Genomic DNA, 22,949 nt, shown 5'->3' on the forward strand with positions numbered 1-22,949 from the left:
TGCAGGGAATAATGAATATATTAAGAGCATTACTTTTTAAGGGGATAATGTAAAAAGTAATTGGTAAAGACGTAGAAATCTTTATGAGTTATTCATAGTATGATGTAAATACTATGAAATCTTTGTAATAGAAGCGAATGCCTGATGATATTACTGAGGGAAGGTGCATATTTTCATTGATATGTAAATATGCACCTTTTCTATTGTATTTGCAATTTAATAAAGTTAATTTGAATTTATGTAACGCACATATATGAAGCCATCCTTTAAAAAAAGGAAGTGATTTATCATACACATTCAAGCTGTGAAAATACCAAAGAATATTGAAAGTCATTTGTTTAAGCAACTTAGTAACTTGGTTTCAAATGAGAAGAAAGAACGAATGAAGCGTTTATTAAACTCATGCGACATTAATAGAACTTTGATAGGGGATTTACTAATCCGATCTCTAATCTGCCAAAAGTATAAAATTAATAATGAAGAAATTAGATTTATATATAATGAGTATGGAAAACCTTTTGTTGAAAATTTTTCTGACTTTCATTTTAATCTGTCACATTCAGGAGAATGGGTGGTTTGTACTACTGCTAATTTTAATGTGGGTATTGATATAGAAAAGGTTTCAGAGATAGAGGCTCTTAAATTAGCAAATGAATTTTTTTCAGAGGAAGAATTTTATGATATATCTAATATAAATTCTGATGAACAAATTAATTATTTTTATGATTTATGGACATTAAAAGAAAGTTATATAAAAACGATTGGAAAAGGGCTTTATATCCCGTTAAATTCATTCTCTATAAAAAAAGAGTCACCAACTTTAATTTCATATAAGTATATACCTCAAAACTTTTACTTTAGACAATATAACATTGAGCCAAATTATAAGATATCTGCTTGTGCAACAAGGGATGAATTTCCGCAAGAGATAATAATTAAAGACATTTATGCAATTTGCCAAAATATATACAAATTTGAAAGTAAGGAGAAAATCAATGCAGAAGACTAAACTTTTTTGCTTTCCACATGCTGGGGGATCTGCGTTTAGTTACGCAAAATGGAAAAATCACTTTAATCCATATATTGAGGTAGTCCCGATAGAGTTAGCTGGTAGAGGATATAGAATTGAAGAAAACTTGTACCAAAGTATGGAAGAGGCAGTAAATGATGTCTACAATAAAATAGTTATGCAGATAGATGATTCGCCCTACATTCTATTCGGGCATAGCATGGGAAGTTTGATTGCCTATGAAGTAGCAAGAAAAATAAAAGATTCTAAAAACGTATCGCCTGAATTTCTTGTTTTGTCCGGTAGAAATCATCCAAATAGTAAAATAAAAAATATCCGACATAATCTTTCTAATGAGCAATTTAAAAGAGAAGTTATTGCAATGGGAGGTACACCATCCGGGGTACTTCAATCAGAAGAATTAATGGAGATTTTTCTCCCAATTCTAAGAGCAGATTTTAAAATTGTCGAGACATATATTCATGACAATAATATACAACCATGTGATATTGATTTTCTTATATTTAATGGGGAAAATGATGAATTTACTACATATGATCAAGTAATAAAATGGGAGCAATATACAAGTAGAACGTGTACTCTTCATTCTTTTGAAGGTAATCATTTCTTTCTAAATGAAAATATTGAAGAAATAGCAAAGAGTATTATAAGAAAGTTAGATTCTAAAAGATTATCAAATAGTTTTTAGAGGTTTTCTTTCATCATCAGACAGTCGTTGGATAACTGGTGAGTTAATTGATGTAAGGGGTGGATCTTGCTTATAATGCTAATTGTAAGTATTATTTACTTTAAAATCAAAACTTTCTCAATTTAATGTTGAGAAAGTTTTGGTTTTTATTATTCTAGTAGTAATCACTTTTTAAAGTTATAGAAATTTAAAAATAAAGTATTGTATACATGTAAGTATGATTAAAAATGAAAAGTTGTAAATGCTAAATTTAATTAAATACGCCTTACTCTCTTTAACATTGGCCTGAATGAATAGTTTATAGGAGATTACACTGGCTAAAGATGCGATAATTGTTCCAAGCCCTCCAATATTTACTCCTAGTAATAAAGCTTTCCAATCAGAAGTAAAGTTTGATAGAAGAATTGAAGTAGGAAAATTGCTAATCAATTGACTCAAAAATATGGAACTAAAGAAGACTGAAGTATCTCCTCTTAAATTAGCGCGAGCAAAGGTCCCCAGCGCATCAGAATGAGAAATGTTTCCAATAAAAATAAAAAAACAGACAAAGGTTATTAGAAGAAAGTAATCAATCTTTAATAGTAAGTTTCTATCTAACGTAAAAGCTGCCATCAATGTAACTATTAGCGCAATGTAATAATTAATGAAACCAAAAATAGATGCAATGATAGTGATAAGTATCAAAATCCAGATGGTAGCTTTTTTTCGATTCTTCACGGTAATAACAGGTAGTTCTATTTTTAAATCTGTTTTTTGAAGTTTTTGAGTAAATATAAACAACAAACTAATTCCAAGTACAGCTAAAAGCAGGATTGAACCTAAAAATGGGATGAGCTTAATTCCATAGTAAGAATATAGATATAAATTTTGTGGGTTTCCCATAGGCATCAAGCTACTACCGATGTTTGCCGCAATTGTCTGCAGGATGATTGTATCCATCATGTTCATTTGTGTTTTTTTACTAATGACAAGTGTTATTGGTACAAAAGTGAGGAGAGCAACATCATTTGTTACAAACATGGAGCAAATAAAGCATAACAAAATTAGAATAATAGATATTGACCTGCTGTTATTGCATTTATTTAAAATCGCAACGGCAAGTTTGTCTAATATCTTTAGTTGTTCCAAGGCCTTAATGGCCACCATTAGATTAAATAAGCTAATTAACACTTCAAAGTTAATATATTCGACCTTTGGCGAATGTATGAAGCAGCTTACAATTGCTAGTATCAGTGAAATGGTAAGTACTAAATCCTTTTTTAAAAATTCGAATTTCATAAGGAGTCTTTTTTTATTTTGAACGAATACTATTTCTTTCACAATACACCACCTGTAATCTATGTTAGTAAATATACGTTTTTTGGGATAACTCGATATTGCTAGAAAAGAGGATGTCATAAGGTCCTAAATAAGAGTTTTGTAATGTTTCATCCCTTCAACAAAATCCTTTTTTTCTTAGTGTCTTTCATGTTGCAAATATGTGCAATATAGACGAATCAAACTAGGGGGATTAATTGAGAAAACAAATGTTTTTTGTATGATACCATAAATAAATTAAATGTTTTATTTTTTAAATATTCTTATAATATCCCGTTGATTCTTGATTTCAAATACTTTATATGAACTTCTAAAAGAGAAAAAATATGCATGTTTTTATGAAGAAAATAGAGGCTTGTCAAAGGTTAGGTAGAACAGCATCCGCGATGTTTGGATACTGTATAAAATTCACAAAATCTCACTGTTTTTTAGATGAAAAATCTTAAAATATTTTTTTGTTTTTATAAAAATCTGTACTTTTTCGTAACATTCTGTACTTTTAATTATAAATTAAAGACAAGCTTCTCTTAGTTGAAGATTGAAAGCGCTTTATAGATTTTTCGTGAAGTTTTTATCTAGCCTATTTTTGAGATTAGTAGTGAGAAAGGAGATATTTCCATGTTCTTGAGAAAATTAACAAAAAACCACTTAATCACTATTGATTATTATGATTTAAATGTAAATCACCGGTAAACGAAACAAACGTAATAGTACAACAACAATAGTGGATAAGAATATTAGTTTTGCAGAAAGGGATAGAGCATCGTGTGTATAATCGATAATTTTTTTGAAAATTTGGGTTTTTAGGTGCATGTTGCGATGTTTGCTTAAACAGGCCAATTCTATTCATATAGAAAATTTTTATCCTTGTTGTATTTGAATATGAATGAGGTATTTATGCCACGGAATATAGGTGATTTTATATAGATTATGATAGATAAATTTTTGGTATGGAGTGATAATATGGAAAGATTTTTTGTAGAGTTAGTCGGATCAACAAATGATTTTTTATGGTCTAAATTGTTAATTATTATGCTTGTTATTTGCGGAATTTATTTTACATTTAAATTGAATTTTGTACAGTTTCGAATGTTAAAAGAGATGGTCCGTGTATTAATGGAGGGAAAAAGTGGTTCTAAAGATCAAATCTCTCCTTTTCAAGCGTTTTGTATTGGTATGGCAGCTCGCGTTGGAACAGGGAATATTACAGGAATTGCGATTGCGATTGCATTAGGAGGTCCTGGAGCTGTATTTTGGATGTGGATTATTTCTATTATTAGCTCGGCATCCAGTTTTGTTGAAAGCACATTAGCACAGATATATAAAGTAAAAGATAAAACTGGTTTCCGCGGTGGGCCATCCTATTATATGGAAAAAGGGTTAAATAAACGTTGGATGGGAGTATTATTCTCTATTTTAATTACAATTACTTTCGGTCTTGTATTCAATTCAGTACAATCAAATACAGTTACAATTGCTTTTCAAAATTCATTTGGTACAGATCGTTTAACAGTTGGGATAATCATGGCCATTGCTTTCGCCGCGATTATCTTTGGTGGTGTACAACGTATTGCAAAAATGGCTGAATACAAGGTGGTATTTTTAGCGGTATTATACATTGGAGTTGCATTATTTGTTGTAGTTACCAACATATCAAAAATGCCGGAAGTTCTTTCTCTTATTGTTCAAAACGCATTTGGTTTTAAACAAATAGCAGGAGGTTCAATTGGTGCAGCACTTATGAATGGAGTTAAACGTGGTTTATTTTCAAATGAAGCTGGTATGGGAAGTGCACCAAACGTTGCTGCAACAGCAACAACAAGTCATCCGGTGAAACAAGGACTGATTCAAGCATTTGGTGTATTAACCGATACACTGATCATTTGTACTAGTACTGCCTTTATTATTTTGCTGTCTGATGCATATAAACAACCGGGGTTAAATGGTATTGCACTTACACAAGCAGCATTAAGTGAACACATCGGTTCTTGGGCATCGGGTTGTCTTGCTATCTTTGTCTTTTTATTTGGATTTGGTGCGTTAATTGGCAACTATTATTATGGTGAAACAAATATTCGCTTCTTACATACAAGTAAAGTGTGGTTAATGACATACAGAATAAGTGTGTTGGCTATGATTGTATTTGGTTCTGTTGCAAAGGTTCAAATTGTATGGGATTTAGCGGACTTATTTATGGGATTTATGGTTATTATTAATTTAATTGCTATTACCTTACTTTCAAAAGTAGCATTTGCGGCGTTACAAGATTATATAAACCAGAAAAAAACTGGTAAAGATCCTGTTTTTTATAAAGAAAGCATTAAAGGACTTGAAAATGTTGAATGTTGGGATAGTTATGAGGAAACTTCAAAAAAGAAAAGTGTGTAATAAGAAAGATATTCAGACTGCAATGTGTCTGAATATCTTTCTTGGTTCTAGTGCAAATATTATTGATGATATTAAAGAAAAAATTATTCTATATAAAGTTAATAGTACGGGGGAATATTGTTAAATGATAAAGGATTCTATCGTTCAAATTGAGGGTCAAGAAAAAGTTTGCTTAGATCAATGGGTAGCTCATTATCGAACGTATGCAGCTAAGGGACGAAGCGCCAGTTATATTCCCGCTCTGGGGGAAATAAATGTATCGCAGTTAGGGATTTGTATAGTAAAGCCAGATGGAACAATGATAAAGTCAGGAGATTGGGAGGTACCTTTCACATTACAAAGTATATCAAAAGTAATCGGGTTTATAGCCGTTTGTTTAAGTCGTGGTATTTCTTATGTATTAGAACGAGTTGACGTAGAGCCAACTGGAGATGCCTTCAATTCGATTATTCGTTTAGAGATACATAAACCAGGAAAACCTTTTAATCCTATGATTAATGCTGGAGCGATTACGATAGCTTCACTTTTGCCAGGGATATCGGTGAAAGAAAAATTAGAATCTCTATACGTATTAATTGAAAAAATGATAGAGAAGCGTCCTGCTATTAATGAAATAGTATTTCAATCAGAATGGGAAACGGCTCATCGTAATAGAGCTTTAGCATACTATTTAAAGGAGAATGGTTTTCTAGAATCAGATGTGGAGGAGACACTAGAGGTTTACCTAAAACAATGTTCAATTGAAATAAATACAGAAGATATTGCCTTAATAGGGCTTATACTAGCACATGATGGATATCATCCTATTCGCAAAGAACAAGTGCTCCCTAAAGAAGTAGCTAGGTTAACAAAAGCTTTAATGCTTACTTGTGGAATGTACAATGCTTCCGGGAAATTTGCTGCTTTTATTGGATTACCAGCTAAGAGTGGGGTATCCGGCGGAATTATGACACTTGTTCCCTCAAAATCTAGGAAGGATTTATCGTTTCAAGATGGATGTGGTATTGGTATTTACGGACCAGCCATTGATGAATATGGGAATAGTTTACCAGGAGTTATGTTGTTAGAACATATTGCAAAAGAATGGGATTTGAGTATATTTTAAAAAGGAGCACAAATATTTTGGTGTTAGAGCGAGTCCAAAAGTGTTCAGGCCATATATTGTGTCTGAACATTTTTGAGTTATAAAGTATCTTTCTAAAGTAGAAGACTGTAATGAATACTCACAATCTGTAATACTTTCGTTTATATCTTATTTATTAGTTTTTGAAAAAAATAGAGTAAGTGTTGTATTAATACAAATAGGTTTGTATACTGACTGTTAGGCGAAAGTGGGAAGTGATTATTTTGAATCTTAGTAATTTAGTAAAAAAAGACATCTATATTCTTGTTTTAATGATACTTACAGTACCCTTAGTAGGTGAAATAAAGTCATTTCCCTTAAACGAAACATTTAGAATGAGCTTTGGTGCACCGACATTTTTCTTTTTTTTGTTATTGTTTCGACGAGTTCCAGCATTTTTACCGGGTTTTTTAACAGCAATAGTCGTTGTAGTATTTCGTATGTCAATGGATGTAATAATAAAGGGAAATATGGATTGGTTAGCCGCTTTTCATACTCACTATCCTAGTTTTTTCTTTTATTTTACGTATTCGTATCTCTTTCATTTAGCAAAAATTAAACGTTTTTATCATCAACCACTAATGATTGGTTTGATTGGTTGCGTTATTGAAATATTGTCAGACTGTGTGGAATTAATGATTCAATATTTCGTATTAAAAACATCGATCACATCCGAGGCAATAAATGAGATCGTTGTTATCGCATGTTCCCATAGTTTTATAGTTCTAAGCTTTTTCAATATGATGAAATTGTATGAAGCGCAATCAAGGGAGAGACACATAAAGAAACAAAATGAACATATGCTTATGCTCATTTCTAATTTATATGAAGATGCTGTTCATTTAAAAAAAACATTACAAGATACTGAGAATATAACAAAAAAATCCTATGATTTATATAAAACCTTAGACTCTTTTGAGCATAAACAGATGGATTTTCAGTTTCAGGATTTAAGGCAACAGGCATTACAAATTGCTGGTGAGGTGCATGACGTTAAAAAGGATAATCAACGTATTTTTGCGGGACTTTCAAAACTAATTTCTGATGAAAGTTTTACAGATTATATGTCTGTACATGAACTAGTAAACATCATTATACGGGCAAATACGAAATATGCACGGTTGCTAGAGAAAGACATCCAATTTGTATATAAAATTGATGGTGTGCATCCTCATTATCATATTTATACAATCCTATCTATTGTAAATAATATCGTGACAAACGCTGTAGAGGCTATCCAAAGTATGGGAACCATTATAATTGACATTAATAAAGACCATCATTTCGTTGAATTTCGAATAGGAGATAACGGTCCAGGTATTTCTTCAAAATATAAAGATTCAATTTTTGAGCCTGGTTTTACTTCTAAATATGATGGTTTAGGCAATCCATCGACAGGCATCGGACTATCGTATGTTAAAGAAATGGTCGAACAACTTGAAGGTGATGTTACGCTTGAGGACAGAACCGAAGGAAGAGGATCAATTTTTATAATTAGATTAGGGATTGATCATATAATTTCGAAAGGGTGATTCTATGTATTTTTATATAGTAGATGATGAAAAAGCGGTTCGTTCAATGTTGGCTCAAATTATCGAGGATGAAGATCTTGGAGAGGTTATAGGAGAAGCTGAGGATGGTTTATCTTTAGAGAAATACATGCCGATCCTTAAAAATATAGACATTTTATTTATTGATTTGTTAATGCCGATTCAAGATGGAATAAAAACAATTCGTCAAATAAAGCCTTCGTTTAAAGGGAAAATCATCATGGTCTCTCAAGTAGAATCAAAAGAATTAATTGCTGAAGCTTATTCGCTTGGCGTTGAATACTATATTATTAAGCCAATTAACCGGATTGAAGTATTAACAGTTGTCCGGAAAGTCATTGAAAGAATTCGTTTGGAAAAATCGATAAAAAACATTCAAGAATCGCTTAATACGGTACTAAAATTGGATAGTAATTCAAGTGCGCAAGAAAAATACCGTAATGAAAAACATTTAAATACTTTTAATCATTTTCAAAATTCCATTCATTTTCTTTTGTCGGAATTAGGAATAGCCAGTGAAAATGGAAGTAAAGATTTAATGGATATGCTAGATTATTTATATAAATATGAACAAGATAACACGTTGGAACAAGGTTTTCCCTCACTAAAAGAGATTTTTATGAATTTAGCTCAAAAAAAACTTGGGGATTCAGCTGAAGATACCGAATTAAAAAGGTTCATAGAAGCTTCCAAACAACGGATTCGGAGAGCAATTTATCAATCATTAAACCATTTAGCATCTCTTGGACTTACTGATTTTTTAAACCCGAAGTTCGAAAATTATGCTTCTAGATTTTTTGATTTTACTACCGTAAGGAGAAAGATGACAGAATTGAATAATGAACCAACAGTACCTGCTCGTATTGATACGAAAAAATTCATTCAAGTTCTTTATTTTGAAGCAAAACGAATACACTTGGAATTAAGATGATAAACTCTTGCTCATTATCATTTTCAATTAATAGATTGATAGTTGTTTTCATGTTATTTGTTTTATATAGTTTTTCTAAGAGAGTATTTTCCTTTCTTTCATATCATTTTTAAAATCAGAAAATTCCGTATCGATTTGGTAGAAATGTACTAACTTGGAACAAAAGAATATGTATTTCTTACACATTAATATTCATTTAAAAACGAGTATTTCCAAAATAAAATATAACTACATAGTAAGTTGAATTTAAAAAAAGATGCTATCTTCTAGCATCTTTTTTTCTTTTAGAGAAAATATCATTCATACTTATATTATTTGAAATTCAAATGCAGGCATACAAATGAAGGAAGAGGAGATAATATTTAACAAATTATAATTAAAAATGGTATTTTAGGTCAGAAATGTTTTTATACTAACTAGGTTATTGGTACTAAATAAGTATAATGTCTCGCTTTTCTGCTCTTTAATCTTATCGTTATTTTTTATTAAGTACATATCGTTCTTTAGAAATTTCAATCCTAACAGAGTATATAAATTGGGTGATAAACATGTGGAACATAATTACTTCTTATTTTCCAGATTGGAAAGTCTTTGTACAAGCTTTTATTTTGTTTTTAATTCCGTATACTATCTCAAGATTTTTTCATTGGGTTCGTATGACAGAGAAAGAGTGGGAAGAATGAGTTGGTGGAAGTCAAGAGACAAACAAGTGAAGAAAAATAATATTCAAAGTAAAACGAAACAAGAGTATAAACCTTCTCAAAATGCAACCGTTCATTTCACAAACGATTTTGCCTCTAACTTAGAACTTATAAATCAACAGATCGGACATAATTCTGATGTTCGCTTTCGGAAGTTTAATATTGGACGCACAGATATTCAAGCTGGGATCATTTTTGTTGATGGTCTATCAGATAAAGAGATCATTGACAAACATATTATGAAATTACTAATGGATGATTTTTCTGACGAATATAAAAATGAATCTTCTTATGTGGAGGGGACTGTTTCAAAAGAATATATTAAAAATAAAGTTCTTACAATTAGTGAAGTAGCAGAAGTCCATTACATAAAAGATGTGATATCCAAAGTATTGATAGGTTCAACAGCTCTTTTAATTGATGGTTTAGCAGATGTGTTTATTCTTGGTACAACAAAAGCAAATAAACGAAACATGGAAGAACCAGTATCAGAGGCATTAGTCAGAGGGCCACGGGTTGGTTTTACTGAAGTATTAAGTGATAATACCTCACTTTTGCGACGGCATTGTGCAGATGAGAACTTATCATTAGTAAAGCTACCAGTAGGAGAACGTGCAAAGAAAGAATTAGTTGTCGCATTTATTAAAGACCTTGCTAGTACAGAATTGGTGGAAGAAATAAAAAACAGAATTCAGAAAATTGACATAGACAGTGTACTCGAATCTGGTTATATAGAGCAACTCATTGAAGATAATTATCTCAGTCCTTTCCCGCAGATTCAAAATACAGAACGACCTGATCGTGTTATTAGTGCTTTGATGGAAGGCCGAGTAGCTATTTTGTTAGATGGAACACCATTTGTTTTAATTGCTCCAGTTACATTTAGTATGTTGCTGCAATCACCAGAAGATTATTATGAAAGGTGGCTTCCTGGTACGCTTCTCCGCTTATTACGCTTCATGACAGCTTTTGTTTCATTATTTGCTCCAGCACTGTATATTTCTTTTATTTCATTTCATCCAGGATTAATTCCCACCAAGCTAGCTATTTCTATTATCGGATCGCGAGAAGGAGTTCCTTTTCCCGCTTTAATCGAAGCGTTGATTATGGAAGTAGCCATCGAAGTTTTACGAGAAGCAGGTTTACGTCTGCCTAAACCGATTGGACCTGCAATGGGAATTGTGGGCGGTTTAATAATTGGTCAGGCTGCCGTAGAAGCAGGAATCGTTAGCCCAATAATGGTTATCGTTGTTGCGGTAACAGCTATTTCTTCTTTTACTATCCCACAATATAGTGTGGGAATTACGTTACGCATTCTTCGTTTTGTAGCTATGTTTTGTGCTGCGATATTTGGATTGTATGGAGTTATTCTCTTCTTTCTTTTACTTTGCAGTCATTTAGTGAAACTGAAAAGTTTTGGCGTTCCTTATACTAGCCCTGCTGTTCCGTATCGATTTAGTGACTGGAAAGATTTTATGGTTCGCATGCCATTAAAAATAATGAGACGTAGACCAAAAATAATGCATACTAAAAAAACTATCCGCAAAAAGTAGCTGATGACGAAAGGAAGTGGCCTTCAGTGATTACTAAATCCCAAGACCGAATAACAACTTCGCAAGCAGTTGTTATTATTGTAAATTACATACTTGGAACAGGAATCCTCACTCTGCCCAGAGCATCTGTGGAAAAAGTGAAAACACCAGATGTATGGCTAAGTGTGATATTAGGTGGAATACTCGCAATGGTTTCAGGAGTAATCATGGTCAAATTAAGTCAAGGATTCCCAGAAAAAACCTTTTATCAATACAGTCAAGAAATTGTAGGGAAATGGATAGGCAGGTTGCTTAGTTTTCTTATTGTAGGTTATTTTCTTACAACCTCAGCTTTTCAAATTCGTTCAATGGCAGAAGTAATAAGCTTTTTTTTGCTCGAAGGAACTCCTACATGGGCTATTATTATGCCTTTTATGTGGATAGGTCTTTATTTGATTATGGGTGGTATTAACTCAATTGCACGGATGTTTGAAATAATATTCCCTATTACTGTTTTTATTTTTTTAGTCATTTCCTTTATGAGTATCGGAATATTTGAGATAGATAATCTCCGTCCCGTATTGGGTTTTGGGATTAAACCAGTGTTAGATGGGATAAAAACAACGTCTCTCGCATATACAGGTCCTGAAATTATGTTAATTCTTTTGGTGTTTATGGAACAACGAAATAAAGCAGTAAAAGCTATTTTAGTTGGAATTTCTATTCCGTTAATCTTTTATGTAATAACTGTTGTAATGGTCATCGGTGCATTATCAATTGATGGGGTTGTAACAAGAACATGGCCGACAATTGACCTTATGCGCAGTTTTGAAATTTCTGGTTTGATATTTGAACGTTTTGAATCTTTACTACTTGTAATATGGATTATGCAAATATTTGCTACCTATACGATTAGTTACTATGCAGCTGCATTAGGATTAGCCCAACTCTTTAAAAAGAGTATTCATCCATTTATTTTTGCTTTGATTCCAATCATTTACATCATTGCTATGACTTCGAAAAATATAAATCATTTGCTTAAATTGGGGGATATGCTCGGTAATGCTGCTATATTTTTATTTGGTTTACTGCCACTGCTCCTTCTTATTATTAAGCGATTAAAAGGAGGAATAGTGTGAAAACGAAATTTAATTATATGCGGTTCTATTTGGCTTTGTTATCGATGCTTGTGCTCCTATTTTTAACAGGATGTTGGAGCAGTAAAGAAGTAGAAGAGTTGAGTTTAACTGCAGGTATAGCACTAGATAAAGGGAAGGATTCAACAATTGAGAAAGAGGATGAGGAAGGAGGATATCCTAAAAGAAATCTTATAACAGCTACTTATCAAATTGTTAGTTCGCAAGCACAAAGTAAAGGAAACGGACAACAAAAACGGTATATAAATGTTTCTGAGACCGGTGATTCCATTCATCAAATTGTTCGGGAGCTTTCATTGAAAAGAGAGAGCGAAATGTTCAGCCCGCATTTAAAAAACATTGTTATTAGTGATAGTCTTGTACGTACATACAGTTTAGAACAATTACTTGAACAGTATCTCCGTGACAATGAAGTTCGGCTGAGCTCTATGATCTTAATTAGCAAGGGGCTAGCGAAGGAGGTACTGGAATCAAACAAAAAAGGAGAAATCCCAGCATTTCGTTTGTCTGGAATTGCAGATAATAGAAATAGAACAACAAGGATTTTGGCTCCTGTATCGCTCGCTAAATTAGAAGGAAAGATGCGGTCAGGGTCCAGTTTTCTTTTGCAAAATGTAATCTCGATGAATGGGGAAACAAAATTTGCAGGAGCTGCTGTAATTAAAGGGAAGACAAAAAAATTGATGGGCTTTTTAAATGAACAGGAATTGGAAGGAGTAGTATGGATAAACGGAAAAAGGAATGGTGGTGTGATAAAAACTTTTGATAAAGAATCAAAGAAACTCATTATATACGAAATAAAGTCAATAAAAAGCAAAATCATACCACATGTTAACGGAAATAATATTTCCTTTGATGTAAACATTGAATCAGAAGGACGTTTGTCTGAAAATTGGGTGCAACCAGGAAAAGATTTTGAAAATGAATTTTTAAAAAGGGAAGAAAAAGCTATTGAAAATGAAGTAAAGCACTTAGTACATCATGTTACAAAAAAAATACAAAAAGAATATCAAGTCGATATTGCGGGTTTTGGCAACCAATTAAGAATTAAACACCCGAGAACATGGGAGGAAGTCAAAAAAGATTGGGATCGAACATTTAGTAAGGTACCGATTAAATATCATATAAATGTAACTATACAAGATTATGGAGCGTCAAGTTTAAAACGGTGAGACGTCTTAATTGACCTTATATTTACACAAAAACAAAAAGTTACAAAAATTTTAATTTGAAAATTTTTGTAACTTTTTGTTTTTTTATGTCCTTCTTATTATAGATTAAAGAAATGATTTTACCCTATACATTTCTTTTACGTTATAAAAGTAGATCACAATAGTTACTATTGGCGTTTTATTTAACGTTAGGAAAGAGGAATCGTTATATGTCTTGAATAGGAGGGAGTTTGAAGTGCAAGCGAAAGCAGTGCAAATAAAAGAAATCTATCAAGAAATATTAGACGGTAAAAGAAGTAGGTTTCCACCGAATACATGGAAAGAAGATAGCAATAGAGAGTTATCTAAAAGGGTCACAAAATATTTAATTGAAACAATTTTAAAATAGAAATTAACAAAGTCTTGAAAGGAGAGAGTTTAAATGATGATTGTTCTTCAGGTAGTTTTAGCAGTTTTTATTGTAGTAGGGGGATTCATAAAAATTTTCCGTATATCTTTTCAGGTAGAACATTGGCAACGATATCAATATTCATTATGGTTTATGTCTATAATTGGTTTTGTTGAAATTGTTGGAGCAATAGGTATAATCGGTGGTATTTGGAATCAATACTTAGCGATAGGAGCAAATACATTATTAGCAGTTCTCATGATCGGAGCCATTCATGCTCATATTTTTCGAGCAAAACAATCTATTTTAATGATAATTCCTGCATTACTTTGTTTCATACTATCTACGGCGATAATTATTTGGAACTTAAATACATTTTCTTAAGCGTAACTATAAATTTTGAAAATAAGTAATTATTAGAGGAATATGTAAGCTCTATTTAAAATGGTGAATAGTTAAAGAATATTAATTCCGAAAAATCATCACCATTTTACTCTTGTTTTTAATAGTTCTATGAATAGAAAGTCTCTACATTTTTTAAATGCATGCTTGTAAAGTACATACAAAAGTATAGCTCATTATAGGAAGGAGAATTTTTAAATTCTATTGATAAACCCAGTAATTGTAATAGCCCTAACTTAGAATAATAATTTCAAAATCAATAAAGTTTAGAATAAAAGGAGCAAGATCAAATTATTATGAATAAACAAATAGGATTTATCGGATGTGGAAACATGGGTATTGCTATGATAGGTGGGATGATTAATAAAAATATAGTGTCTCCAAATCAAATAATTTGTTCAGATTTAAACGTCAGCAATTTAAAAAATGCTAGTGATAAATATGGCATAACTATAACTACTAACAATAATGAAGTCGCTAACAGTGCTGACATTTTAATTTTATCAATTAAACCAGACCTATACACATCGGTAATTAACCAAATAAAAGACCAAATAAAAGATGATGTAATTGTTGTAACTATTGCTGCAGGAAAAAGTATTAAGAGCACTGAGAATGAATTTGATAGAAAGTTAAAGGTTATTAGGGTAATGCCTAATACACCGGTACTTGTTGGGGAAGGAATGTCTGCATTATCTTTTAATGAAATGGTTACAGAAAAAGATATAAAAGAGGTACTAAATATATTTAATATTTTCGGCCAGACGGAGGTCGTAAATGAAAAACTAATGGATGTTGTTACATCTATTAGTGGTTCTTCTCCAGCATATGTGTATATGTTTATAGAAGCCATGGCAGATGCTGCTGTACTTGACGGTATGCCGAGAAAACAAGCTTATAAATTTGCGGCTCAGGCTGTATTAGGTTCTGCAAAAATGGTATTGGCAACGGGAATACATCCAGGTGAATTGAAGGATATGGTTTGTTCTCCAGGTGGAACGACGATAGAAGCTGTAGCAACACTAGAAGAAAAAGGTTTAAGAACAGCTATCATTTCAGCTATGAAACGTTGTACGAAAAAATCTATGGAAATGTCTCGTTTAACTAGTAAGTGAGAGGCTTTGTTTAGGCGTAACTTCACATCCATTAATGTAAGTAGTTATTTAAATTGAAAATTTGTTGCTATTCTCTTATAGGGAGCGGGGGCATACATTGCCTTCCGCAACGGTGCTCTAGGGTATAATTAAATAGATTAATATATAAATTATAGGAAAAATAAAAAGTGTATACAAATGTATAATCGGAGGAGTTGTTATGTCAAATAAAGTTCCTACTTCCTTTATCATTATTATAGGATTGATGCTGTTTGCATTGTTTTTTGGAGCAGGAAATTTAATTTTTCCACCTATGCTTGGTCAAATGGCTGGAAATAATGTATGGATAGCCAATGCAGGCTTTTTAGTTACTGGAGTTGGTTTACCATTGTTAGCAATAACAGCATTTGTTTTTTCAGGTGAAAATGATTTGCAATCTTTAGCTAGTCGTGTGCATCCGGTGTTTGGTATTGTATTTACGACCGTTCTCTATCTAGCGATTGGCCCCTTTTACGCCATCCCTAGATCTGGTAATGTATCGTTTGAAATTGGAATTAAACCTTTTTTATCACATGATGCAGGTCCTGTTGCCTTAACTGTATTTACAATCTTATTTTTTACAGTTACATGCTTGTTATCCCTTAATCCTACAAAGATTATTGACATAGTTGGGAAAATTTTGACTCCTATCAAATTGACTGTTATTGGGATGCTCGTAGTTGTGACTTTTATTCATCCAATTGGAAGAATTCAAGCGCCTATTGAATTGTATGCATCAGATTCATTTTTTAAAGGTTTTCAAGAAGGATATTTAACATTAGATGCCCTTGGAGCTTTTGTTTTCGGAATCATTATCGTGAATGCAATTAGAGAAAAAGGGGCTACGACTAAAAAGCAGCTTATGATTGTTTGTGTAAAAGCAACGGCTATTGCTGCTACACTTTTAGCTCTTATTTATACTGCCCTTTCCTATATGGGCGCTTCTAGTGTAGAAAAACTAGGTCGTTTAAATAATGGGGCTGAAGTTTTAGAAAAAGTTTCGGACTATTACTTTGGTTCGTATGGTGCAATTTTCTTAGGTGTAATGATTATAGTAGCATGTTTAATTACAAGCGTAGGACTTATCACTGCTTGTTCTTCTTTTTTTCATAAATTATTTCCAAAAATTTCTTACAAAAAACTTGCTATTATTTTGTCTGTTTTCAGTACACTAGTTGCGAATATAGGGTTAACACAATTAATTAAGATTTCAATCCCTGTATTAATAACTATGTATCCAATTGCTATTACCTTAATATTCCTAATATTTTTACACTCTGTATTCAATGGTAGATTTGAAGTATATCAAGGGAGTTTGATATTGACATTTATTTTTAGTTCGTTAGATGGATTAAAAGCTGCTGGAATAGAAAGTGAAATAATACATAATTTTCTTGAACATTTTCTTCCTTTATATAGTGTAGGTTTAGGGTGGGGGGTTCCGGCTATTATAGGCGGTGTATGTGGGTATATTGTTAGTGTATTACGGAAGAAAAATAACTTAAGTTCTAGTGAAACTCAATTAAATAAATAAATTATTTTTGTTTATCATACCATTATCGAACATACAAAACTAATTATCTCTTTGGAATGACAAAATCTTTTATTTATATCTTTGGAGGTAAATTGAATGAGTTATAACACATTATAGCTGATGTTTGTTGAACAGTGGAGGAAAGAGAAAAAATAGAATGTTACAAATTTATTTAACGTAAAAGAAATATTATAAGACTATGTAATAACTAAGTAAATTTATATACACCAATAATGAGAAGAGCAAACCTTATTTTAAAGGGGATACAGAGAATATGAGTAAGTTATTAAAAAAGAAATCCGTTACACAATTGTTAGAGCATAATCAAAGCAAGACCTTAACGAAAACATTAGGAGCATTTGATTTAATTATGTTAGGGGTAGGCTCAATAATTGGAACGGGCGTTCTTGTGTTAACTGGATTAGTAGCAGCAAGAGATGCTGGTCCAGCAGTTATTTTTTCATTTGTACTTGCAGCAATTATATGCGGATTTATAGCATTATGTTACGCAGAAATTGCTTCCACACTCCCGGCATCTGGTAGTGTATATACGTACTCATATGCAACAATTGGTGAGTTTGTTGCTCATCTAGTAGGTTGGTCTTTACTGTTAATATATATCGTGGCAACAGCGGCTGTCGCTGCTGGATGGACAGGCTATTTCCACAATTTAATAAAAGGATTTGGATTAGAGATACCTAAAGCTCTAGTAACGATCCCTTCACATGGTGGTATTGTAAATCTACCAGCAGTAATCATTACATTGATATTAGCATGGATGTTATCCCGTGGTACGAGGGAAAGTAAACGAATCAATAATATAATGGTATTGATTAAAATTGGTATGATTTTATTGTTTATTACAGTTGGTATATTCTATGTAAAACCAATGAACTGGGTACCAATTGCACCATACGGTTTAAGTGGGGTTTTTACGGGTGGAGCAGCTATTTTATTCGCTTTCACGGGTTTTGATATATTAGCAACTTCAGCAGAAGAAGTAAAAGATCCGAAACGTAATCTTCCCATCGGTATTATTGCATCATTAATCATATGTACAATTATTTATGTTATGGTATGCATTGTTATGACAGGAATGGTTTCCTATAAAGAATTAAATGTTCCTGAGGCAATGGCTTATGTAATGGAAGTGGTAGGACAAGGAAAAGTCGCTGGTGCAATTGCTGCAGGTGCTGTAATTGGCCTTATGGCTGTTATTTTTTCAAATATGTATGCGGCAACACGAGTTTTCTTTGCAATGAGTCGTGATGGATTGTTACCGAAATCATTTGCGAAAGTTAATAAGAAAACTGGAGCACCCACTTTTATAACTGGATTGTCAGGAATAGGGAGTTCTATAATAGCTGGGTTTATTGATTTGAAAGAATTGGTTAATTTAGTTAATATCGGTAGTTTGGTGACGTTTGCGTTAGTTTGTCTATCAGTTATTATTCTCCGTAAATCACACCCAAATTTAAAACGTGGATTTATGGTACCTTTTGTACCTGTATTACCAAGCGTTTCAATTGTTTGTTGTATGTTTTTAATGCTAATTTTACCGTTAAGAACATGGATGTACTTTAGTATTTGGATTACTATTGGGGCAGTCATATATTTCTTTTATTCGATAAAACACAGTAATTTAAATGAGGAAACGATCTCGAAATTACATGATAAAATTGCGAGATAATAACGAGAGAAAATTGTATTAATAATCATATTGATAGTTGAGTAACATAGAAGCAGTTTTTTGATATTTAGCAAGAAATAAAATGAAAAATCCTAGGACAGCTGAGTGCCTTTTTTAGAAACCTTGCCTGTTTTTCATGATTTAAAACTAATAAGGAGAGGAAAGTATGAGTGAATTGCATTTTATGAGTCTAGAAGAACTGGATAATGAATTAGAAAAAGATGACAGTGGTATTTATTTTATTAGAGATTATAATGACAATATTATTTATATAGGTAAGGCTTTTAGTATAAAAAGTAGAGTATTAGCTCATTTTAATAGTTATTCCAATATTAAGGAATATGTACATTTATTTAATAAAGTAGCGTATCTTATTGAAGATAGCTTGTTAAAACGCTCATTGTTACAAGTTACTTATATGATTAAATATAAACCAGTATTAAACAAAGAAGTCCAAAAAGAATTCCCAGAGTTATATACTCAATACATTAAGCAAACAAATAAAAAATCCATGTTGTTAGAAATGGATGAAGCTAAAGAAAAAAGGAATGAGTTAAAGAATAGATTAGTAAAATTAGTAGGCGGAAAAACTATGTTTTATGACATAATTTCTCTGTTAAACAATGGATATAACTATCATGTTCTCGCAAAAGTATTGAGCATAGAACTTCAAACTTTAATTATAATGAAAGAACACCGAAACAAATTTCCGATACCACATAATTATAAGAGGACAATAAAGCATCAAGATATAATGTATGCTTTATCTGGAAAAAAGAATTTAAGTACTTCAAGGTTAAACACTTAACTTTAAAGTAGTAAATTCGTAGCTTTTGTAGCTTTTATTGTTATATTGAAATGCAATGTACATTTGTGTTTCAAATTCAATTGGTAGAATAAGGGGAGGGAAAGGGTTCCCATAAAAGTACTAGAAGAAATTAGGTTACTCATGCGTAAATAGCATAATTAGGCACATGTTATTTATAAATATTCAAAGATACGAAAGTAATACAAATGAAATTCTTATTTCTGCTACTACAAGTACTATTGAGCAAATGAAGTATGAAATTGCTTTTGAACTAGGAGTCACACTGGGACCTGATACATCACATCATCTGCAAATGGTTCGGATCGGTGGAGAGATTACAAAACGCTTAGTTCGAATGGCTGAAAAATAGTTAACAGGTCAATATAGATTACACTAAGAAAATAATCCGTATATATACGGATTATTTTCCTTTAATTTACAAAAAAACAAATTTCGAAATTGAAAAGACCTATCAGATTCCTTTGTAACAATCTTTTTTAGTTATGTTAATGACATAGGTATCTAAAGGTGATAAATTCGGTATGAACGATGTATGAGCCCTTAAAAGTATTTTGGTGTTATTTGCAATTTTAATTCTATAATACTTAAGCTGATATAATAAAATGTTTTATGTCTAAATCGATATAAAATAATAATTATTAAGTGATATTTCTTTTTTTATAGAATAAGTAAAAACTGATACTGTAGTAATTACTGTTTTGAGATCAATTTACTGTGTACCTTAATTATTGAAGTTTTTTGTTGATTAACAACTATTGTATTTGGAAATTAATAATAAGTTTATCCCGCTATTTGCCGGGCAGTAAGACCCCGATTGGTATGGGCTAATAATCAGTGGGGGATGAACAAAACCCCCACTGATTAAAGTTTCACTTTATGTGATACGGTAATAAAACTAGCTAGTTTGCTATTCTTAGTATTTGTAAAGTCTATATATTTTTTCCTCTTTTGTGGAAAGTAAAACTAATGTTACGACCAGTAATATAGTGTCATTTTTTGAATATTCCATTCGTTTTTTATTTTTAGTTGATGAAAAGACCTTTCTCTCAATTAAATGTTTAATTGAGTACTTGAATTTCCTCTACCTTGTATTTTTCAAAGCATAGTGCTTCAAAAATAGCCGTATCGCTTTCATCTGTTTCCAATTTCACAACTTCTTTATTATCTTTTTCTAAAATTTGGAGCAAAATAGTTTTTCAGTTTCACATTTAAATTAGCAGTATTTATTTTTTGAATTCAATTTGTATAAATGATTGAATTGGAACTTTGACTGTTATTTCTTGCGGTGGTACAGTATCTCCTGTAACTTTCGCTGCATTTTAAACCTTTTTCCAGCTTGGTCCTCGCATTGACTACCACTGTATTTTGTAGTACTTCACTGTTTTCTCAAGTTCAATAATTATATCTTGTAGAATTAAGAAAAGAACTTAGTGTATTTCATTTACTTATCTACTCTGATATTTAGATGCTAACTACAATTAAATAATATATGATTTTTATAAAAAAGATATAGTAATATTTTGTTGTGAATTGTACTAATTTGATATTTTATAGTATTATTTGTCATGAATTATATCTAACAGAATATATTTTATGGATCTATAAAGGAGAATGTAATGAATACTTCTATCGATATACAACACTTGTGTGATCTTGCACATAAAGCATTTAATGCCCCTGTACATATTTTATCTGCAGACAGAAAAATTTTATATCATTCTACATCTGATAATGTTTGTAGTCCTTTTTATTCTTCAAAAGAAGAACATCTTAATGATATTTATCAAGAAAACGATCCCTTTAACTTGCCACTTTTCCGAAGTAACAACTATCTTGAAAATTTTGTTCTAATTCATATAGAAAATCATGATGATATTAAAGGGACTATTATAATCGGTCCTACTATACATCCAAAAGATTCAGATGATATGATGATAAAATTTCAGAAAGAATTTAAATCAAATGATAACATTCAAGAAAGACTTGCCTATTATCAGTGTTTATCTGAGATTAAAAAAACTACATTAATTGATATGGGAATTTTATTACATTACATGATTTTCAATGAAAAGTTAGATGTAGATATTGTCTTGGAAAAAAATAGAGTACTAGAGGAAATTCCTAATAAAAATGTGAAACCTGATTTATATATTTTAAAACGCCGACAAAACAAACCTAAAACGCACAATATGGCATTAGTAAATGATTTCTTTTCGACTATTAAAGAAGGAAATAAAAAAAAGTTAATACAGTATATGTATGCGGTTTCGCAAGAAGATGTTGAACTTATGCTAATAGAGGATCCGCTCAGGAATCAAAAAAACCTTGGAATTATTGCGATTACCTTAGCCACTCGATATGCAATAGAAGGAAACCTGCCACCAGATATTGCTTTTGCTCATAGTATTTTATATATACAAACCCTAGAACAATTAGATAATGTAGAATCTGTAAAGCGATTGTCAGGGGACGCTTTACGTACCTTTGCAGATCGTGTGAAAGAATACAATGCAAAAAAGTATTCTTACGCGGTTACTACATGTATAAAACATATTAATAAAAATGTTTACGATGGAATATCTCTGAATGAACTTGCTAATCAATTAGAAATTACGCCTACTTATCTGTCTAAACTATTTAAAAAAGAAATGGGAATCACTTTCAGCGAATATATTCAAAGGGAACGAGTGGAAGAAGCAAAAAAATTATTAACACTTACTACTTATTCTTTATCAGATATCTGTGCTTGGCTTAATTTTAATGACCAAAGTTATTTTATAAGAGTTTTCAAAAAAAATACTAGTATGACTCCTAGGCAGTACCGTGAAAAATATACAGTAATATAAGCTTGTTATCTGCTGTCTCCAATGTAAAGACTTAAACATGGGTATAAGTATCCTAAAAAATAAAAATTCACTAACCATTATTTTGCTAAAGGAAACAAAAAGATAGAAGGCTGCAAAGTGTTTCAAGGAGGCTTTGCAGCTTTTTTGTAATTTAGAACCTACGTTTATAACGAAGATAAGTTTATAGATTAATATCTTTATATTAGATATTTAATAATGATGATATCAGGATGTTTTTTAAAAAAATCAACAATATAACATATATTACTAAATATATCTACATTTTATGCAATTATACATAACTAAATAAAGGTAAAAAAGTATAAAAAAACCTATTATATTATTCTATAAGTATTTTTTCTAAAATAAAATTTCTTGGTTGAGCTAAAATAGTTATTTTTAACCGTATACACATTAATTTGTAATCATTACAATTACAGAAATGAAATTTACGAATAACTATATTTATATAATTTTTTTGGTTCATATTTTTATTTAACAGTAAATTATCGAGCATAATCGACAAAATTTTTCTATT

Annotated in this window: 19 protein-coding genes and 2 pseudogenes; 19 read left to right on the top strand and 2 right to left on the bottom strand. The window is 31.3% G+C overall.

The features are described from left to right. Window positions 1–304 precede the first annotated feature (304 nt). From AC0OM3_RS24960 to AC0OM3_RS24970, 3 genes and pseudogenes are all read left to right on the top strand, one after another. Complete coding sequence (locus tag AC0OM3_RS24960; protein ID WP_061884170.1) at window positions 305–1,009, top strand: 4'-phosphopantetheinyl transferase family protein; 705 nt, start codon at window positions 305–307, stop codon at window positions 1,007–1,009. Continuing rightward, window positions 996–1,718, top strand: coding sequence for a thioesterase II family protein (locus tag AC0OM3_RS24965; protein ID WP_001172939.1), 723 nt, complete (start codon window positions 996–998; stop codon window positions 1,716–1,718). Before AC0OM3_RS24960 ends, AC0OM3_RS24965 begins: the two co-directional genes overlap by 14 nt. 1 nt (window position 1,719) lies before the next feature. Further along, window positions 1,720–1,794 (top strand): annotated as a pseudogene (locus tag AC0OM3_RS24970) (short-chain dehydrogenase); the annotation flags it as partial. A 101-nt stretch (window positions 1,795–1,895) separates the two neighbouring features. Here AC0OM3_RS24970 and AC0OM3_RS24975 read toward each other — a convergent pair. Next, the gene (locus AC0OM3_RS24975; protein WP_000659270.1) at window positions 1,896–3,038 is read right to left on the bottom strand and encodes an anion transporter; all 1,143 of its coding nucleotides are present in this window, start codon (window positions 3,036–3,038) and stop codon (window positions 1,896–1,898) included. Between the two features lie 960 nt (window positions 3,039–3,998). Here AC0OM3_RS24975 and AC0OM3_RS24980 point away from each other — a divergent pair. From AC0OM3_RS24980 to AC0OM3_RS25050, 15 genes and pseudogenes are all read left to right on the top strand, one after another. Then, window positions 3,999–5,423, top strand: a complete 1,425-nt coding sequence (locus AC0OM3_RS24980; RefSeq protein ID WP_000439288.1) for an alanine/glycine:cation symporter family protein — start codon at window positions 3,999–4,001, stop codon at window positions 5,421–5,423. A gap of 124 nt (window positions 5,424–5,547) precedes the next feature. Then, entirely contained in the window at window positions 5,548–6,528 is a 981-nt protein-coding gene (glsA, locus tag AC0OM3_RS24985; protein ID WP_000588633.1) for a glutaminase GlsA, read from the top strand. A 233-nt stretch (window positions 6,529–6,761) separates the two neighbouring features. Then, window positions 6,762–8,078, top strand: a complete 1,317-nt coding sequence (locus AC0OM3_RS24990) for an ATP-binding protein (protein ID WP_000584815.1) — start codon at window positions 6,762–6,764, stop codon at window positions 8,076–8,078. A 4-nt stretch (window positions 8,079–8,082) separates the two neighbouring features. Further along, on the top strand, window positions 8,083–9,027 hold the full coding sequence (locus AC0OM3_RS24995) for a response regulator (protein WP_061884172.1): 945 nt from the start codon (window positions 8,083–8,085) through the stop codon (window positions 9,025–9,027). 548 nt (window positions 9,028–9,575) lie between these two features. Further along, window positions 9,576–9,710: a hypothetical protein gene (locus AC0OM3_RS25000; protein ID WP_000267086.1), complete on the top strand. Its 135-nt coding sequence runs from the start codon at window positions 9,576–9,578 to the stop codon at window positions 9,708–9,710. Beyond that, a complete protein-coding gene (locus tag AC0OM3_RS25005) occupies window positions 9,707–11,281 on the top strand; it encodes a spore germination protein (RefSeq protein WP_131251320.1) in 1,575 nt (524 codons plus the stop codon). The genes AC0OM3_RS25000 and AC0OM3_RS25005 overlap by 4 nt, the downstream gene beginning before the upstream one ends. A gap of 26 nt (window positions 11,282–11,307) precedes the next feature. Continuing rightward, on the top strand, window positions 11,308–12,399 hold the full coding sequence (locus tag AC0OM3_RS25010) for a spore germination protein (RefSeq protein WP_131251322.1): 1,092 nt from the start codon (window positions 11,308–11,310) through the stop codon (window positions 12,397–12,399). Next, window positions 12,396–13,589, top strand: a complete 1,194-nt coding sequence (locus tag AC0OM3_RS25015) for a Ger(x)C family spore germination protein (protein WP_000850038.1) — start codon at window positions 12,396–12,398, stop codon at window positions 13,587–13,589. The genes AC0OM3_RS25010 and AC0OM3_RS25015 overlap by 4 nt, the downstream gene beginning before the upstream one ends. Before the next feature lie 235 nt (window positions 13,590–13,824). Beyond that, window positions 13,825–13,974: pseudogene (locus AC0OM3_RS25020) on the top strand (DUF4046 domain-containing protein); the annotation flags it as partial. 36 nt (window positions 13,975–14,010) lie between these two features. Then, window positions 14,011–14,361, top strand: coding sequence for a DoxX family protein (locus tag AC0OM3_RS25025; protein ID WP_474213180.1), 351 nt, complete (start codon window positions 14,011–14,013; stop codon window positions 14,359–14,361). Between the two features lie 314 nt (window positions 14,362–14,675). Continuing rightward, complete coding sequence (gene proC / locus AC0OM3_RS25030; protein WP_001041304.1) at window positions 14,676–15,494, top strand: pyrroline-5-carboxylate reductase; 819 nt, start codon at window positions 14,676–14,678, stop codon at window positions 15,492–15,494. 199 nt (window positions 15,495–15,693) lie between these two features. Continuing rightward, window positions 15,694–17,046: a branched-chain amino acid transport system II carrier protein BrnQ5 gene (gene brnQ5, locus AC0OM3_RS25035; RefSeq protein ID WP_000066879.1), complete on the top strand. Its 1,353-nt coding sequence runs from the start codon at window positions 15,694–15,696 to the stop codon at window positions 17,044–17,046. Between the two features lie 274 nt (window positions 17,047–17,320). After that, a complete protein-coding gene (locus tag AC0OM3_RS25040) occupies window positions 17,321–18,736 on the top strand; it encodes an amino acid permease (protein ID WP_474213181.1) in 1,416 nt (471 codons plus the stop codon). A gap of 166 nt (window positions 18,737–18,902) precedes the next feature. After that, window positions 18,903–19,544, top strand: a complete 642-nt coding sequence (locus AC0OM3_RS25045) for a GIY-YIG nuclease family protein (protein ID WP_001292181.1) — start codon at window positions 18,903–18,905, stop codon at window positions 19,542–19,544. 166 nt (window positions 19,545–19,710) lie between these two features. Continuing rightward, window positions 19,711–19,914 (top strand): alpha/beta-type small acid-soluble spore protein, encoded by a 204-nt coding sequence (locus tag AC0OM3_RS25050; protein ID WP_000897402.1) that lies wholly within the window; start codon window positions 19,711–19,713, stop codon window positions 19,912–19,914. A gap of 709 nt (window positions 19,915–20,623) precedes the next feature. Here the strand turns inward: AC0OM3_RS25050 and AC0OM3_RS25055 are convergent. Beyond that, window positions 20,624–20,752 (bottom strand): hypothetical protein, encoded by a 129-nt coding sequence (locus AC0OM3_RS25055; RefSeq protein ID WP_000939299.1) that lies wholly within the window; start codon window positions 20,750–20,752, stop codon window positions 20,624–20,626. 429 nt (window positions 20,753–21,181) lie between these two features. Between AC0OM3_RS25055 and AC0OM3_RS25060 the strand changes: the two genes are divergently transcribed. Continuing rightward, entirely contained in the window at window positions 21,182–22,411 is a 1,230-nt protein-coding gene (locus AC0OM3_RS25060) for a helix-turn-helix domain-containing protein (RefSeq protein ID WP_474213182.1), read from the top strand. Window positions 22,412–22,949 lie beyond the last annotated feature (538 nt).

It is taken from the genome of Bacillus sp. FAU20, from assembly GCF_056033865.1.